The 17,329-nt window shown below is 58.7% G+C and carries 14 protein-coding genes; 3 read left to right on the top strand and 11 right to left on the bottom strand.

From position 1 onward, the window contains the following. Positions 1-72: 72 nt before the first annotated feature. Positions 73-1,653 carry a glutamine-hydrolyzing GMP synthase gene (guaA, locus tag MHZ97_RS12480; protein ID WP_239314753.1) on the bottom strand — a complete coding sequence of 527 codons (1,581 nt, stop codon included), beginning with the start codon at positions 1,651-1,653 and terminating at the stop codon, positions 73-75. Positions 1,654-1,725: 72 nt separating this feature from the next. Next, positions 1,726-3,192: an IMP dehydrogenase gene (gene guaB / locus MHZ97_RS12475; RefSeq protein WP_103794347.1), complete on the bottom strand. Its 1,467-nt coding sequence runs from the start codon at positions 3,190-3,192 to the stop codon at positions 1,726-1,728. Positions 3,193-3,361: 169 nt separating this feature from the next. Between guaB and xseA the strand changes: the two genes are divergently transcribed. From xseA to MHZ97_RS12460, 3 genes are read left to right on the top strand one after another with little or no spacing between them, the layout of a single operon-like run. Continuing rightward, on the top strand, positions 3,362-4,735 hold the full coding sequence (xseA, locus tag MHZ97_RS12470) for an exodeoxyribonuclease VII large subunit (RefSeq protein ID WP_239314754.1): 1,374 nt from the start codon (positions 3,362-3,364) through the stop codon (positions 4,733-4,735). A gap of 47 nt (positions 4,736-4,782) precedes the next feature. Next, positions 4,783-5,796, top strand: coding sequence for a M4 family metallopeptidase (locus tag MHZ97_RS12465; protein ID WP_103794349.1), 1,014 nt, complete (start codon positions 4,783-4,785; stop codon positions 5,794-5,796). After that, the gene (locus tag MHZ97_RS12460; protein WP_103794350.1) at positions 5,793-6,137 is read left to right on the top strand and encodes a protealysin inhibitor emfourin; all 345 of its coding nucleotides are present in this window, start codon (positions 5,793-5,795) and stop codon (positions 6,135-6,137) included. Before MHZ97_RS12465 ends, MHZ97_RS12460 begins: the two co-directional genes overlap by 4 nt. 97 nt (positions 6,138-6,234) lie before the next feature. Here MHZ97_RS12460 and MHZ97_RS12455 read toward each other — a convergent pair whose 3' ends face one another. The 9 genes from MHZ97_RS12455 to pilW all read right to left on the bottom strand — a co-directional run bounded on the left by MHZ97_RS12455 (position 6,235) and on the right by pilW (position 17,316). Next, positions 6,235-6,393, bottom strand: a complete 159-nt coding sequence (locus MHZ97_RS12455) for a type I toxin-antitoxin system Hok family toxin (RefSeq protein ID WP_081141507.1) — start codon at positions 6,391-6,393, stop codon at positions 6,235-6,237. 319 nt (positions 6,394-6,712) lie between these two features. Beyond that, entirely contained in the window at positions 6,713-9,145 is a 2,433-nt protein-coding gene (locus MHZ97_RS12450) for a glucose/quinate/shikimate family membrane-bound PQQ-dependent dehydrogenase (protein ID WP_103794351.1), read from the bottom strand. 394 nt (positions 9,146-9,539) lie between these two features. Next, positions 9,540-11,027, bottom strand: coding sequence for a ribosome biogenesis GTPase Der (der, locus tag MHZ97_RS12445; RefSeq protein ID WP_103794352.1), 1,488 nt, complete (start codon positions 11,025-11,027; stop codon positions 9,540-9,542). 164 nt (positions 11,028-11,191) lie between these two features. After that, on the bottom strand, positions 11,192-12,373 hold the full coding sequence (gene bamB / locus MHZ97_RS12440; protein WP_103794353.1) for an outer membrane protein assembly factor BamB: 1,182 nt from the start codon (positions 12,371-12,373) through the stop codon (positions 11,192-11,194). A 19-nt stretch (positions 12,374-12,392) separates the two neighbouring features. Then, complete coding sequence (locus MHZ97_RS12435) at positions 12,393-13,010, bottom strand: YfgM family protein (protein WP_033753904.1); 618 nt, start codon at positions 13,008-13,010, stop codon at positions 12,393-12,395. A gap of 39 nt (positions 13,011-13,049) precedes the next feature. Beyond that, positions 13,050-14,324: a histidine--tRNA ligase gene (hisS, locus tag MHZ97_RS12430; protein WP_103794354.1), complete on the bottom strand. Its 1,275-nt coding sequence runs from the start codon at positions 14,322-14,324 to the stop codon at positions 13,050-13,052. A gap of 101 nt (positions 14,325-14,425) precedes the next feature. Further along, a complete protein-coding gene (gene ispG, locus MHZ97_RS12425) occupies positions 14,426-15,547 on the bottom strand; it encodes a flavodoxin-dependent (E)-4-hydroxy-3-methylbut-2-enyl-diphosphate synthase (RefSeq protein WP_103794355.1) in 1,122 nt (373 codons plus the stop codon). A gap of 37 nt (positions 15,548-15,584) precedes the next feature. Next, positions 15,585-16,595 (bottom strand): cytoskeleton protein RodZ, encoded by a 1,011-nt coding sequence (gene rodZ / locus MHZ97_RS12420; RefSeq protein ID WP_239314755.1) that lies wholly within the window; start codon positions 16,593-16,595, stop codon positions 15,585-15,587. Next, positions 16,585-17,316: a type IV pilus biogenesis/stability protein PilW gene (gene pilW / locus MHZ97_RS12415; protein WP_103794357.1), complete on the bottom strand. Its 732-nt coding sequence runs from the start codon at positions 17,314-17,316 to the stop codon at positions 16,585-16,587. Before pilW ends, rodZ begins: the two co-directional genes overlap by 11 nt. Positions 17,317-17,329 lie beyond the last annotated feature (13 nt).

Here is a 17,329-nt window from a genome sequence, read left to right as displayed (position 1 = left end):
AGAAAATCGCCAGCCTTTCTGACGAGAGGCTGGCGAGGAATTAATCAACGCGCTTCAGTGTAAGCGGAAAGGTTATTCCCACTCAATGGTCGCCGGCGGCTTGCCGCTGATATCGTATACCACGCGGGAGATACCGTTGACCTCGTTGATAATGCGGTTAGAGACGCGGCCGAGGAAATCATAGGGCAGATGCGCCCAGTGTGCGGTCATAAAGTCGATGGTCTCAACTGCGCGCAGCGAGACGACCCAGTCATACTTACGGCCGTCACCCATCACGCCCACGGAGCGCACCGGCAGGAAGACGGTGAACGCCTGGCTCACTTTGTTATAGAGATCCGCTTTACGCAGCTCTTCAATAAAGATCGCATCAGCGCGACGCAGCAGATCGCAATACTCTTTCTTCACTTCGCCCAGCACGCGCACGCCGAGGCCCGGCCCCGGGAACGGATGGCGATAGAGCATATCGTACGGCAGCCCCAGCTCCAGGCCGATCTTGCGCACCTCATCTTTAAACAGCTCTTTCAGCGGCTCGACCAGGCCCAGCTTCATCTCTTTCGGCAGGCCGCCCACGTTGTGGTGAGACTTGATCACGTGCGCTTTGCCGGTCGCAGAAGCGGCAGACTCGATCACGTCAGGATAGATGGTGCCCTGCGCCAGCCATTTTACGTCGGTCAGCTTTGATGCTTCTTCATCAAACACTTCAACAAAAACGCGACCGATGATTTTACGTTTGGCTTCTGGATCGTTTTCGCCCGCCAGCGCGTCAAGGAAGCGCCCTTCCGCCGGAACGTGAACGATATTCAGACCGAAATGATCGCCGAACATATCCATCACCTGCTCCGCTTCATTCAGGCGCAGCAGACCATTATCGACAAAGACGCAGGTCAGACGATCGCCAATGGCGCGGTGCAGCAGCATGGCGGTTACGGAGGAGTCGACGCCGCCGGACAGACCGAGAATCACTTTGTCGTTGCCTACCTGCACGCGCAGACGCTCAACCGCGTCTTCAATGATTTTTGCCGGCGTCCACAGCGCTTCACATTCGCAGATATCGAGCACGAAATGCTCCAGCATGCGCAGCCCCTGACGGGTATGGGTCACTTCCGGATGGAACTGCACGCCGTAAAAACGCTTCTCTTCGTTAGCCATAATGGCGAACGGACAGGTTTCGGTGCTGGCGACGGTAACGAAGTCGGACGGGATCGCGGTTACTTTATCGCCGTGGCTCATCCAGACGTCGAGCAGCGGCTTGCCTGCGGCGCTGATGGCATCTTCGATGTCGCGGATCAGCGCGCTTGGGGTCAGTACTTCTACCTGCGCATAGCCGAACTCGCGCTCGTTAGAGCCTTCGACCTTGCCGCCCAGCTGCATCGCCATGGTCTGCATGCCGTAGCAGACGCCGAGTACCGGTACGCCAGCATTAAAGACATATTCCGGCGCGCGCGGGCTGTTGAGTTCGGTGGTGCTTTCCGGGCCGCCGGAAAGAATGATGCCGTTCGGGTTGAACTGGCGGATCTGCTCTTCGGTGACATCCCATGCCCAGAGTTCGCAGTACACGCCCAGCTCGCGTACGCGGCGCGCGACCAGCTGCGTGTATTGAGAACCAAAATCGAGAATCAGAATGCGATGCTTATGAATATTTTCCGTCGTCATTGAGGCGTTTCCAGAACGGGTAACTTGATAATGAAAGCGCCCGGCTTATGCCGGGCGATAAATCTTACGGGATCAGGATCCCATACGGTAGTTCGGTGACTCTTTAGTGATGGTCACATCGTGTACGTGGCTTTCGTTGATGCCGGCGCCGCTGATGCGCACGAACTCTGCTTTGGTGCGCAGGTCGTCGATGGTCTGGCAGCCGGTCAGGCCCATACAGGAGCGCAGGCCGCCCATCTGCTGGTGAACGATCTCTTTCAGGCGGCCTTTATAGGCGACGCGACCTTCGATACCTTCCGGCACCAGCTTGTCAGCGGCGTTATCGCTCTGGAAGTAACGGTCGGAAGAGCCTTTAGACATCGCGCCCAGTGAACCCATGCCGCGGTAGGATTTGAACGAGCGGCCCTGGTAGAGTTCGATTTCGCCCGGCGATTCTTCCGTACCGGCCAGCATAGAACCGACCATAACGGCTGCCGCGCCAGCGGCGATAGCTTTGGCGATGTCGCCAGAGAAACGGATACCGCCGTCGGCGATAACCGGGATGCCGGTGCCTTCCAGCGCTTCGACCGCGTCAGAAACGGCGGTGATCTGCGGCACACCTACGCCGGTAACGATACGGGTAGTACAGATAGAGCCAGGGCCGATGCCGACTTTCACCGCGCTCACGCCCGCTTCCACCAGCGCCAGCGCGCCCGCGCCGGTCGCGACGTTGCCGCCGATAATCTCCAGGTCAGGATATTTTGCGCGGGTTTCGCGGATGCGCTGCAGCACACCTTCTGAGTGGCCGTGCGAGGAGTCGATCAGCAGTACGTCGACGCCTGCAGCGACCAGCGCATCGACGCGCTCTTCGTTGCCTGCGCCTGCACCCACTGCCGCGCCAACGCGCAGACGGCCCTGCGCATCTTTACAGGCGTTTGGCTTACGCTCGGCTTTCTGGAAATCTTTTACGGTGATCATGCCGAGCAGATGGAAGCTGTCATCCACCACCAGCGCTTTCTCAACGCGTTTTTCATGCATTCTCTGCAGGACGACGTCACGCGCTTCGCCCTCTTTCACCGTGACCAGACGTTCTTTCGGCGTCATCACCGCGGTAACCGGCTTCGTCAGATCGGTAACGAAGCGCACGTCGCGACCGGTAATAATACCGACCAGCTCGTTGCTTTCGTTTACAACCGGATAGCCAGCAAAGCCGTTGCGTTCGGTCAGGGCTTTGACTTCCGCCAGCGTCGTGGTTGGCAGAACGGTTTGCGGTTCAGTTACCACGCCGCTTTCATGTTTCTTCACCTTGCGAACTTCATCCGCCTGACGCTCAATCGACATGTTTTTGTGGATAAAGCCCAGACCGCCTTCCTGCGCCAGCGCAATTGCCAGACCCGCTTCGGTTACGGTATCCATAGCGGCGGAGAGCATCGGGATGTTCAGACGAATATTTTTCGTCAGCTGAGTGCTGAGATCGGCCGTGTTAGGCAGAACGGTGGAGTGAGCAGGAACGAGCAGAACGTCGTCGAAAGTAAGGGCTTCTTTAGCGATTCTTAGCATGGCAATATCTCAACCTGGGGTGAATGAGAACAGATAAAATATTGCCGCGGCATTATACAGGCCGTAATCGTTTGCCTCCAGCATTATTTTAGAAAAACTCTTGATCCTCGCTAGCAGCCATGTAGTATCGGTTAATTAACCCTCTGATTTACTATTTGATCTCTATCACATGTCGCTACCGCCCGTCGCCAATGTTTTTACCGTCAGCCGCCTGAATACCACGGTGCGCCAGCTCCTGGAACAGGAGATGGGATCGGTGTGGCTGAGCGCGGAGATCTCTAACTTTTCTCAGCCCGCGTCGGGCCACTGGTACTTTACGCTGAAGGATGACGGCGCCCAGGTGCGCTGCGCGATGTTCCGCAACAGCAACCGCCGCGTCACCTTCCGTCCGCAGCACGGCCAGCAAATTCTGGTGCGCGCCACCATTACGCTTTATGAGCCGCGCGGCGACTATCAGCTGATTATCGAAAGCATGCATCCGGCGGGCGAAGGCGCACTGCAGCAGCAGTTTGAGCTGCTGAAGGCGAAGCTGGCGAGCGAAGGCCTCTTTGACCAGCAGCATAAACAGCCCCTGCCCGCGCCGGCAAAACAGGTTGGCGTGATCACCTCGGCAACCGGCGCGGCGCTGCACGACGTGCTGCGCGTGCTGCACCGCCGCGATCCTTCGCTGCCGGTAATTATCTACCCTACGCCGGTTCAGGGCGCTGAAGCGCCGGCCGCTATCGTGCGCGCCATTGAGCTGGCGAACCAGCGTGGGGAGTGCGACGTGCTGATCGTTGGCCGCGGCGGCGGCTCGCTGGAAGATCTCTGGAGCTTTAACGAAGAGCGCGTCGCGCGCGCTATTTTTGCCAGCCGCATTCCCGTTGTCAGCGCCGTCGGCCATGAAACCGACGTTACCATCGCCGATTTCGTCGCCGACCTGCGCGCGCCAACGCCCTCCGCCGCTGCTGAAATAGTGAGCAGAAATCAGACGGAACTGCTGCGACAGTTGCTTTCACAGCAACAACGGCTGGAAATGGCGATGGATTACTATCTGGCGCAGCAACAACGCCGCTTCTCCCGTCTCGATCACCGGCTGCAGCAGCAGCACCCGCAGCTCCGCCTGGCGCGTCAGCAGACCGCCCTGTTCCGCCTGCAGCAGCGGCTGAACGAGGCGATGGAAAATCGCCTGCGTCAGAGCCTCCGCCAGCAGGATCGTCTTTCTCAGCGTCTTGCCGCGCATCAGCCGCAGCCGCGTCTGTTTCAGGCGCAGCGCCAGCTGGAGCAGACGCGCTATCGCCTGCAGCAGAGCATGGAGAAGATGCTCAACCGCGACCGGCAGCGCTTTGCAACGCTCGCCGCGCAGCTGGAGGGAGTCAGTCCGCTGGCGACGCTGGCGCGCGGCTTCAGCGTTACCACCGATAGCGCCGGCCAGGTAGTGAAAAAAACCGCCCAGCTGAAGAGCGGCGATACCCTGCGCACGCGCCTTGACGACGGCTGGGTGGAAAGCCAGGTGACCAGCCTGCTGCCAGAAAAAAAACGCCGCCCTAAAACCGCTTCCTGAACAAAGACTATACTTTTTGGCACATTACTTGTGCCAAGGAGTCGGGTATGTCCTACAGCGTTATTCCTCCCTATATCTTGCGTAACATCGTGGCCCACGGTTCCAGTCATCAGCAGGACTACGCGCGCCGCACCCTGATGCACGTTCAGCACCTGATGGCGGAGAACTGGCAAAAGCCGGTCGCGCCGCAGACGGCGACGGGCGGTCACGTCGAGCGTGAAATCTATGATGCGAAAAACACCCAAAATCTGCCGGGCGATCTGGTGCGCAGCGAAGGCCAGCCTGATACCGGCGACATCGCCGCCCGGGAAGCCTGGGATTACCTTGGCGTAACCTACGACTTCTTCTGGCAGACCTATCAGCGCAACTCCCTCGACAATCAGGGGCTAAAGCTGCTCGGCACCGTGCACTACGGCAAGGCCTATCAAAACGCCTTCTGGAACGGTCAGCAGATGGTCTTCGGTGACGGCGACGGCGAAATCTTCAATCGCTTTACTATCGCCATCGACGTGGTGGCGCACGAGCTGGCGCACGGCGTTACCGAGACGGAAGCGGGACTGATCTATTTCGAGCAGGCGGGAGCGCTAAATGAGTCGCTCTCCGACGTTTTTGGCTCGCTGGTGAAGCAGTTCCATCTGAAGCAGAGCGCCGACAGCGCCGACTGGATTATCGGCGAAGGCCTGCTGGCGAGTGGCATCAACGGACGCGGACTGCGCTCTATGGCGGAGCCGGGTACCGCCTATGACGATCCGATGCTGGGCAAAGATCCGCAGCCTGCGCATATGGATAACTACATCAAGACGCGTGAAGATAACGGCGGCGTGCATCTGAATTCGGGTATTCCTAACCGCGCCTTTTACCTCGCGGCGAAAGCGCTGGGCGGCTATGCCTGGGAACAGGCAGGCCATGCCTGGTACGATACGGTATGCGACAAATCGTTGCCGCAGGACGCCGATTTCAGCACCTTCGCCCGGCTGACCATTCAGCATGGCGAACGCCGCTTTAATCGCTCCGTGGCGCAGTCTATTGAACAGGCATGGAAGGAGGTTGGCGTGCTATGAGTTCCTTTCCTGAACTGACCGACGATGCGGTCATTGAGGTCGAACGCGAGGGCGGACTGGCCTTTATTCCCGGCCTGCGCGGGGCGCGGCGTTTCGCGCTGGCTCAGCTGCCGCAGCCGCAAAAGCAGCGCGTCTGTCAGGTTCTGGAACAGGCGCTGCCGCTGGGCGAGCCTGAAGATAAAGCGCCGGAGATCGGCCGCAGCGATCAGCGCTACTTCCGCATACAGATCAGCTATGCCACGCACCGCGAGGTCGGCACTATCGTCTTGCTGATCCCTGAGCAGATCGCGCCACCGGAGCTGGAAGCGCTGTGGCGCGACGGCGACGATCCCGCGCATTAAAAAAGGCCGCCACGCAGAGGGCGGCCTTGTAAAGGCGCTTCAGGCCTGTCCGTCCAACAGCCGGTTAAGGCGGGGATGCCTCCCCGCCTTCCGGTCGCTACTTACCAGATTCGTAAGCCATCGAAGCAGCCACCTCGCGCTGGTTGTCCCGGTAACGGATTTCGCACAGCGATTTTCGCGTCAGCCAGGTAAAGATTAAAAGTGTGAGACACACCAGTAATACGCAACAAACCAGCGTTAGCTGTGGCAATTTCATGGTCACTCCTCCTTGCGCAGAGCGCGGTAAGAGGCTACCCTGCTGTTGTTGGGACATTGGGCAGCCTCGTGGGTTAATGAAAATTAACTACGGGGCTTTCTCTTTTCTGCCTCACAACCAGCATGCCGATCGCTCAAGGCAGAAACCTCAAGCGCCGTCGCGATTATACCCTCTCCTCTTTTCTCCCCAACCCGCACGCGAAGACTTAGCGACCCGCTTCTCATGCCTTTTTGCAACTGCCGCCACGCTTACAGCTTATTGTGCGCCAAATAAAAAACCCCACGCCGAAGCGCAGGGTTTAGTTAATAACGCTTAGCCATTACGGCAGCGCGTAGGCAATCACATAGTCACCGCGATCTGGCGACTGACGCGCCCCGCCTGCGGAGATCAGAATGTACTGCTTACCGTTCTTCGGTGAAACGTAGCTGATCGGGCCACCCTGGCTGCCTACCGGCAGACGGGCTTTCCATACCTCTTTACCGGTCGAGCTGTCGAAGGCGCGCAGATAGTAATCCTGGGTGCCAGCGATAAACACCAGTCCGCCCTGCGTCGCCAGCGTGCCGCCCAGCGTTGGCATGCCGATCGGCATCTGCGCGTGCATTTTAATACCGAACGGGCCGGTATCCTGTACCGTGCCGACCGGCACCTGCCAGACGATTTTACGCGTCTTCATATCGATCGCCGACAGCGTGCCGAACGGCGGCGCCTGACAAGGAATGCCCAGCGGCGACATAAAGCGGTTTTTGTTAACCGCGTACGGCGTGCCTTTCAGCGGGACTGCACCCATGCCGGTGTTGATCGCCTCGCCGCCGTTGCTGCCGCGAGAGATATTGCTGGTATCGGCGGGGATCATCTGCACCCACAGGCCGAGACGCATATCGTTAACGAACATGTACTGGTTGTTCGGGTCGAACGACATGCTGCCCCAGTTCATACCGCCGAGCGAACCGGGGAAGCTGAGCGATTTGTCGGTGTCCGGTACGGTGAACAGGCCGTTGTAGCGCATCGATTTAAAGGCGATGCGGCACGCCAGCTGATCGAACGGCGTCGCGCCCCACATATCTGACTCGGTCAGCGTCTGATTGCCGATCTGCGGCATTTCAGTGGAATGGGGCTGCGTTTTGCTGTACTGCTCGTTCGGGATATGGCCCTGCGGCATCGGCAGCTCTTCGACTTTGGTCAGTGGCTTGCCGGTTTCGCGGTCCAGCACGAAAATCATGCCGGTTTTACCGCCGATCACCACCGCAGGTTTGGTGGTGCCATCCTTCATCGGGAAATCGACCAGGCTCGGCTGCATCGGCAGGTCGAAATCCCACAGATCGTTATGTACGGTCTGGTAGACCCACTTCTCTTTACCTGTGGTCGCATCCAGCGCCAGAACAGAGGCGCCATATTTATGATCCAGTTCGGTGCGGTTCGCGCCCCACAGATCCACAGAGGAGCTGCCCATCGGGATAAATACGGTATTCATCGCCGGATCGTAGGACATTGGCGCCCAGGAGTTCGGGGTGCTGCGTTTGTAGTTCTGGCCCGGCATCAGCACGGCGTTAGGATCGACATTGCCCGGGTCAAACGCCCAGCGCTGTTTGCCGGTGATCACATCGAAACCGCGCAGCACGCCGCCCGGCATATCGGTCTGGACGTTATCCGCGACGCGACCGCCGACGACCACCGTGGTGCCCGCCATCGTTGGCGCTGACGTCAGCTGATATTTCGGATCCTGCGCTTCGCCCAGGCCCTCTTTCAGGTTAACGATACCGTGGTTGCCGAAGTTTTCGCAGAACTCGCCGTTGTCAGCGTTAATCGCGATCAGACGCGCGTCGATGGTGTTCATCAGGATACGACGCTGGCAGGTGTCTCCCGCCGCCAGGCTAACAGCCGGTACCGGCGTAGAGCCAGGCTTGCTCGGCTGCGTCAGCGGTTTAGTGGCGTCAAAATAGGCCAGACCGCGGCAGCGCGGCCAGACTTCCGCCTGGGCGTTAATTTCACGTTTCCAGATCTGCTTGCCGCTGTCCGCCTCTACTGCAATTACATTGTTGTGCGGCGTACAGAGATAGAGCGTGTTGCCAATCTGCAGCGGCGTTTGCTGATCTTCCGCCCCGTTGCCGGTCGGGCTGATCGGCGTATCGCCGGTGCGGAAAGTCCATGCCACTTTAAGATCTTTCACGTTGTCACGGGTGATCTGATCAATAGCGGCAAAACGGTCGCCGCCTGGCGTGCGGCCATAGTTATTCCAGTCCTGCTGCGGTTTGCTCTTATCGACCGGGATCAGCGGCAGTTCTTTGCCGGTAAAGGCCACGGTGGGATGCGGCTGGAACATCTGCACCAGCGTACCGACCATGCCAACGGCGATGAGAGCGGAAAGCGCATAAGAGACTTTCGCCAGCGAGGATTTGCCTTCGCGCTTACGCAGCGCAGGCCAGGTCAGAAATGCCAGCAGCATCAGACCCGACGGCACCATCATGCGCGATACCAGCGGCCAGAACGACCAGCCCGCGTCCGCCAGCGCCCAAATCAGCGTGCCGACGAAGACCAGAATAAACAGCACGACGGCTGAAGACTTGCGGCGGAAGAACTGGATCGCCGACAGCAGCGTTACAATGCCTGCAATCAGGAAATACCAGCTACCGCCCAGCGAGACCAGCTTGCCGCCGCCAATAGCAAAGAACAGTCCAGTTGCCAGCAGCACCAGCCCCAGCAAAATCGACCAGATACCCAATCCTTTGCCGGATCGGGATGTTGTTTCAGCCATAACACTTACTCTCCTGAAAAAATAAAGCCACCGCGCCTCAGCCTTCTGAAGCGTGACGACGTCTGATGCGTCGGATATCGCTTTACTTTAATTCGTAACGGTACGGACCTCTGTCCGGGATGCAGGCATTGTGAGCAGGAGGCAGGTAGATTTGTTTACTCCCGTCGCAATACGGGACAGGATTGTACCACCTGGTACATTATGAGGTGAACATCTATAACGTTGCGTACACTCAGCAATAGCATTTTTGCTACAAATTCTGCATTGAGCTGCTCAATTTGCACTCATCCTCGTGCTGCCCGGCGTGTCGCGCAAAAGTAAGCTCAGGTGTTAACGCCACGGCATCTTTTTGCGGCGTCCGAGAACAACAAAGGGACCTTTCGGTCCCTTTGGTTTAACGCTTGTTCTTTTTCAGATGCGAGAGCAGACGCTTACGCTTGCGCTGCTGCGTCGGCGTTAACAGGTTGCGCTTGCCTGCAAAGGGGTTGTCGCCCTCTTTGAACTGAATGCGAATCGGCGTGCCCATTACGTTAAGCGAACGACGGAAGTAGTTCATCAGATAGCGCTTGTAGGAGTCCGGCAGATCTTTCACCTGATTGCCGTGGATCACTACGATCGGCGGGTTATAACCACCGGCATGCGCATACTTCAGCTTCACGCGGCGACCACGCACCAGCGGTGGCTGATGATCTTCGGCCGCCATATTCATGATGCGCGTCAGCATGGAGGTATTAACGCGTTTGGTCGAGCAGTCGTAGGCTTCGGTAACGGATTCAAACAGGTTGCCGACGCCGCTGCCGTGCAGCGCAGAGATAAAGTGGACGCGGGCAAAGTCGATAAAGCCGAGACGGTAATCCAGCGTCTCTTTGACCTGATCCTTGATCTCCTGCGTCAGGCCATCCCACTTGTTCACCACGATCACCAGCGAACGACCGCTGTTAAGAATAAAGCCGAGCAGCGACAGATCCTGATCGGAGATGCCTTCGCGCGCGTCGATAACCAGCAGCACCACGTTGGCATCTTCAATCGCCTGAAGCGTTTTAATCACGGAAAACTTTTCGACCGTATCGGTGATTTTGCCGCGCTTGCGCACGCCTGCGGTGTCGATCAGGATATATTCGCGGTCATCACGCTCCATCGGAATATAGATGCTGTCGCGCGTGGTGCCCGGCATATCGTAGACCACAACGCGATCTTCGCCGAGAATACGGTTGGTCAGCGTGGACTTACCGACGTTAGGACGGCCAACGATAGCCAGCTTAATCGGCAGGCCGGTGGGATCGAACGCCTCTTCCTCTTCTTCCTGCGTTTCGCCGTTCTCTTCTGCCGCCAGCGCCGCCCAGTAGGCTTCGTTTTCGTCTTCTTCAGTGACTTCACGCGGATCGACTTCGTCCATCCACGGCAGCAGCGCGGTTTCCAGCAGGCTGGTTACGCCACGCCCATGGGAAGCCGCGATGGCGTGAATCTCTCCCAGACCCAGCGAGTAGAAATCGACTACTGCGGAATCGGGATCGAGGCCGTCGGTTTTATTCGCCACCAGGAACGTCGGCTTCTGGCGCGAACGGATATGGTTAGCGATTTGCTTGTCCGCTGGCATCACGCCCGCGCGCGCATCCACCATAAACAGCACAACATCGGCCTCTTCAATCGCCAGCAGCGACTGTTCAGCCATACGCGTTTCGACGCCTTCTTCAGTGCCGTCGATACCGCCGGTATCAATAACAATAAATTCGCGCCCTTCCACTTCGGCGCGACCATATTTGCGATCGCGTGTCAGTCCAGGAAAATCCGCCACCAGCGCATCACGAGTGCGCGTTAAGCGGTTAAACAGCGTGGATTTCCCCACATTGGGACGCCCAACCAGCGCGACCACAGGTATCATAACAGTGCCTCAATAAAAAAATTAATCGCCCGAATGGCGTGATTATAACGGTTTTAACCGCCGGGTTCAGGCTGAAGGCGCTAAGAATATCATGCCTGACTAAAAACGAAACGGCTCCTGACGCGTCAGGAGCCGTTAGACGGAAGGCAAATCCCGGTGGCGTATTAACGCGTAATCGCGTAAACCTCGCCGCCTTTAGCCTGAATGATCAGCTTATCGCTGGCGACAACCGGCTCGGTCTGGAAGCCATCGCTGTCGACTTTCTGCTGCGCCACGAAACGACCGTCTGAGGTGTTGAGCCAGTGCAGATAGCCTTCGCTGTCGCCCACCACCAGATAGCCGTTATAGAGCACCGGCGCCGTCAGGTTGCGGTGCAGCAGATCGCTCTGACGCCAGATGGCGACGCCGCCGTCGGCGTTAAGCGCGATCACGCGGTCATCCTGATCCACCAGATAGATGCGGCCAGCATCGACAATCAGATCTTTCACCCCGCCGATTTCACGCTTCCACAGAATCTGGCCGGAGCGCAGATCGAGCGCGGTCAGGTTGCCGTTGTAGGCCAGCGCATAAACCACGCCGTTGACGATAACCGGCGTGGTGTCGACGTCGTTCAGGCGATCGATTTCGGTAGCGCCGCTCGGCTGGGAGATACGCTGCTGCCAGATAAGCTGGCCCTGATTCATGATAACCGCGCTGACGCGGCCGTTATCGCCGCCGACAATCGCGCCGCCGAAGGCCACCGCAGGCGCAGACTCGCCGCGCAGCGACAGCGCTGGCATATCGAGGTTAACGCTCCACTTCACCGCGCCGCTGTTCTGATCCAGCCCCTGCAACATACCGTTGCTGGTATGCACCAGCACCAGGCCGTCGCTTACCACCGGGCGGGAGAGCGCTTCGCCAGCGACCTGCGTCTGCCAGGCGATGCTGCCGTCGCTGCTGTTCAGGGCGAACAGCTGACCGCGTTCGCTGCCGATATAGAGATGCTCGCCCGCAGCGGTCACGCCGCCGGAGAGCAGCGCCGAGATATTTTTCGAGAAGAAGCCGGTTTTCTCAGAGAGATCGACCTTCCATTTTTCTTTGCCGTTGGAGGCGTCCAGCGCTTTAACCACGCCGAAACGATCCGCCGCAAATACGGTGTTGTCCTGCCATGCCGGATGCAGGTTAGAGTAGAAGTCGCCAATGCCGTCACCGACCGACGTGCTCCACACTTCCTGAGGGGTGAACTGGTTTTCCACCTTTGGCAGCGGGGCCATTTTCACTACATCTTCTTCGCCGCTGAACAGCGAACAACCGCTGAGCAAAGTGACTGAAATCAGTCCTGGCAGCAGGTATTTACGTAATTCCATGCGCTCTCTCTTGACTGGCTTAGCTTAAGTTATTCATCTTCATCTGCATCATTTGCTTCAGCGCCGGAGAAGCGTCTGACTCGACGCCTTTGCTCCACGCATCGCGCGCGCCCTGCTTGTCGCCTTTGCTCAGCAGCGCTTCGCCGCGGATATCCGCCACAATGGCTGTCCAGCCATCGCCCTTGACAGCGTCGAGGGTTTTAAGAGCGGCGTCCGCCTGATTCTGTTGCAGTTGAATGCGCGCCAGTCGCAGGTTGATAACCGCCTGCAAATTGGCATCTTTGGTATTCTTCAGCCCGTTTTCCAGCAGGGAAGACGCCTTGTCCAGCTGGTTGGCGTCGACATACTGCTTCGCCGCGTCCATCGCTGCCAGTGCGCCATAGGTGTTGCTGTTTTCGCTGACGAATTTCGCTACCGCATCCAGCGTCGCTGGCTGATCGGCTTTCATAGCGGTGGTCACTTGCTGATACTGTGCAGAAAGCGCTTTCGACGAGCCCTCTTCGTGACTGGCCCAGTAGCGCCAGCCGCCGAGCGCGGCAATACCGATAATCACGCCGACCGCCAGCGCCTTGCCGTTACTGGCAAAAAAGCGACGTACCGCGTCAACCTGCTCGTTTTCGTTGCTATAGACTTCCACGCGATCCCTCTCCTTTCTCTGGTTGGTGCCGTGCTACGCTTACTTTAACAGCGTGCGCAGTGCAGCAGCAGCCTCTGTCTGCGCCAGCGTTTGCTGATCGCCGCTGCGCAGATCTTTGATAACTACCTGACCGGCTTTCACTTCATCTTCGCCCACGACCAGCGCGATGCGCGCGCCCCACTTGTCGGCGCGAGCAAACTGCTTCTTGAAGTTGCCGCCGCCGAAGTTAGTCATCAGCTTCAGTTCCGGCGCTTCGTCGCGCAGTTTTTCCGCCAGCTGCATCGCAGCGGACTGAACGCCCTGGCCCGAAGCGATAACATAGACATCAACAACGCGCGTCGGTTCAAATTCAGGATTCACCGCCTGCACCAGCAGCACCAGACGCTCCATGCCCATAGCGAAACCGACCGCCGGCGTCGCGCGACCGCCCAGCTGCTCTACCAGGCCGTCGTAGCGACCGCCGCCGCACACGGTGCCCTGCGCGCCGAGGCTCTCCGTCACCCATTCAAAAACGGTACGGTTGTAGTAGTCGAGGCCGCGCACCAGACGCTGATTGACGCGATAGGCGATGCCGGCATCGTCCAGCAGGGCGCACAGCCCCTGGAAATGCTCGCGCGATTCGTCGTCGAGATGATCCATCAGCTGCGGCGCATCGTTAAGCAGCGTCTGCACGTCAGGATTTTTGCTGTCGAGCACGCGCAGCGGGTTGGTGTACATGCGGCGCTTGCTGTCTTCGTCCAGCGTCTCTTTATGCTGCTCAAGGAAAGCCACCAGCGCTTCGCGATAGTTAGCGCGCGCCTCCAGCGAACCGATAGAGTTAAGCTCCAGGCGCACATGATCGGCGATGCCCAGCGCTTTCCACCAGCGAGCGGTCAGCATAATCAGCTCGGCGTCCACGTCCGGGCCCTGCAGGCCGAACACCTCGGCACCCATCTGGTGGAACTGACGATAGCGCCCCTTCTGCGGACGCTCGTAGCGGAACATCGGTCCCATATACCACAGACGCTGCTCCTGATTGTAGAGCAGGCCATGTTCGATACCGGCGCGCACGCAGCCTGCGGTTCCTTCGGGACGCAGCGTCAGGCTTTCGCCGTTGCGGTCGTCAAAGGTGTACATCTCTTTTTCGACCACATCGGTTACTTCGCCGATGGCGCGTTTAAACAGCGGAGTCTGCTCGACGATCGGCATGCGAATTTCGCTGTAGCCGTAGCTGGCCAGCACCTGCCTGAGCGTACCTTCAATGCGTTGCCAGATAGCGGTATCCGCCGGCAGGTAATCGTTCATGCCGCGGATAGCTTGAATATTCTTCGCCACGTTAAAATCTCTTAATGCAAAAAAACCTGTCCGGCATCATACCTTATGAGGATGAAACCGCACAGGTTCATTGAACAAAGTCGCGCTGCGCGCGCCGACGCTTAGTTTTCCAGCTGCTGCACGTTGATGCGACGATTCTCGTCCAGCATGGTCGCTTTGGCGCGGATGCGCGCTTCCAGCTGATCGATCATATCATCGTTATCGAGACGTTCGCGCTGGCGCACGCCATCCTCGTAGAAGCCGCTTTTCTTGTTGCCGCCGGTAACGCCCAGCGTCGATACCGTCGCTTCGCCGGGGCCGTTAACCACGCAGCCGATGATAGAAACATCCATCGGCGTGATAATGTCTTCGAGGCGCTGCTCAAGGGCGTTTACCGTGCCGATAACGTCAAACTCCTGACGCGAACAGGTCGGGCAGGCGATAAAGTTGATACCGCGCGAGCGAATGCGCAGCGACTTCAGAATATCGAAGCCAACTTTCACCTCTTCTACCGGATCGGCCGCCAGCGAGATACGCAGCGTGTCGCCAATCCCTTCAGAGAGCAGCAGCCCCAGGCCGATGGCCGATTTCACCGCGCCCGCGCGCGCGCCGCCCGCTTCGGTAATGCCGAGGTGCAGCGGCTGATCGATCTGCTTCGCCAGCAGACGGTAAGATTCGACCGCCAGGAAGACGTCGGATGCTTTTACGCTTACCTTGAACTGATCGAAGTTCAGGCGATCGAGATGATCGACGTGGCGCATAGCGGATTCCAGCAGCGCCTGCGGCGTCGGCTCGCCATACTTTTCCTGCAGATCTTTTTCCAGCGAACCGGCGTTTACGCCGATACGGATGGGAATATTATGGTCGCGCGCGCAATCCACCACCTGGCGGATACGTTCGTTGTTGCCGATGTTGCCTGGATTGATACGCAGGCAGTCGACGCCATATTCGGCGACTTTCAGCGCAATGCGGTAGTCAAAATGGATATCCGCCACCAGCGGCACATTGACGCGCTGCTTGATCAGCTTAAAGGCTTCGGCGGCATCCATGGTCGGCACGGAAACGCGGACGATATCAACGCCGACGCGCTCAAGCGCTTTGATCTGATTGACCGTAGCGTCGACGTCGGTTGTACGAGTATTGGTCATCGACTGAACGGCGATAGGCGCGCCGTCGCCGACAGGCACCTTGCCGACATAAATCCGGGTCGATTTACGACGGATAATGGGTGCTTCGTTATGCATATTCTTTCTCCACAATTGCCCGGGGCGCGATGCAGCGTTATTGCGCACCCAACGTCAGGCGAGCAACCTGGTTATTACGGATAAAACGACTTAAATCAACCGGCTGGTTCTGATATTGCACCTGCACCGCTGAGGGTGCGCCAATTTTCAGACGATAAGGCGCAGTGCCGGAGAGGCTGAGTTTACCACCGCTGCGTTGCATTCCGCTGAACAGTTTTTTACCGGTCGCGTCACTGACTTCCAGCCAGCAGTCGGCGTTGAAGTTCATCACCACGGTATTGGGATCGGCGGCGGCTTCGCCAACGGCTGCGCCGCTGGTCGGCAGCTGGCCGGCGGTAGAGGATGGGCTGGCCGCATTATCTACCGGCGCCTGAGCGGGTGACACCACGGCGCTGTTCGCCGAGGTGGCAGCCGGCGCGGCGCTGTTGCCAGCGATCTGCGTCGGTGCGGTGCTGGTCGGCTGGCTGGCAGCCGGTGCCGCCGCGCTGCTCTCCACGCCGTTGGTTTCGTCTGGCGCGGCAGGCGCCGCCGTTTCGTCGCTGGCGTCGTTGCTGCCACCGTCGAGCGGAATAGACTGGCTGGCGTCGCCGCTGCTGCCGTTTTGATCGGCCATTGAGACCAGATCCTCCTGCGACGCCTTATGGTTTTGCCACCACCACGCGCCGGTCAGGCCGACCACCACAAAGAGCACCAGCCAGGTGAAAATCATCAGCCAGCCGTCGCGTTTCTTGCGGCGTTTGCCCAGCGAGAAGTGCTGCATCGGTTCGATTTTGGCCGCACGCACCGGCGTCTGCTTCGCCATCATCGGCAGCAGTTCCTCTTCAGGAATGTGCACCAGACGGGCATAGGAGCGAATATATCCACGCAAAAAGGTCGACGCCAGATCGGCAGGCGCTTTGTCCTCTTCGATATCGCGTACGGTCGTAAGTTTCAGGCACAGGCGTTCAGCTACATTTTGCTGCGTCAGCCCCATTTGCTCACGGGCCAGACGCAGGCGTTCGCCTGTGGAATGTACTGCAGAGTTGTCTTGAGTGGCTTCAGTATTCATTAGCAAAATAACGCTGGTACTGTATCGATTGTGGAAAACTTCGCGCCAACCGGTCGCCATAACGTGTAACGTCAGCAGCGTTTCCCTGTTGCGCGGCGAAACGTATCTGTAACTCTAAGCTGCGCGCCGTAGCAGGCAGATATTGCTGATAAAGCTCTATTAACAGTAGAGCACGCGCCGGAGAGAGGAGACGTTGTTTTTCCGCCTCATCCAGCAATGCGTCGCCTTTCGCGCGATCCGCCTCCAGCGCCCGACTCAGCGCCGCTCGCGCGGCCAGCGCGTCATCAGCCTGAAGATAACAATATCCCGACAGTTCCCACGCATCGATGCGCGCTTCATTTTCCGATGCGCTCATCGCCCGCTTAAACTGTTGATGCGCTTCGTCATACTGCCCTAAAGCGCAGAGAAACGCACCGTAATTGTTAGCCACAAAGCCATTTGCCGGTGCCAGCCGCTGCGCCTGCTGGTAGCTGCGCGCCGCCTCATCGCGACGGCCCTGTTTCTCCGCCAGGCGCGCCAGCGCCAGGGCCACTCGATAGTCACGCGGCGCGGCGGCCTGCGCCCGCTGGAAGTTGCGGCGCGCGGCGGCGTAATCCGCCGCCGCCAGATAGTGCATTCCCAGCGCCAGCCGCGTATCCGCCGCGGCGGAATGGGGCTTCTGGCTGACACACCCGGTTACAACAATCAGGGCCAGCAGGCTGGCCGGTAATCCTTTACCCATTTCGTTCTCCTGG

The organism is Pantoea sp. ACRSC (assembly GCF_022346785.1).
GTDB lineage: Bacteria > Pseudomonadota > Gammaproteobacteria > Enterobacterales > Enterobacteriaceae > Pantoea > Pantoea alvi.
This window is presented reverse-complemented; position numbering and strand designations above follow the sequence as displayed.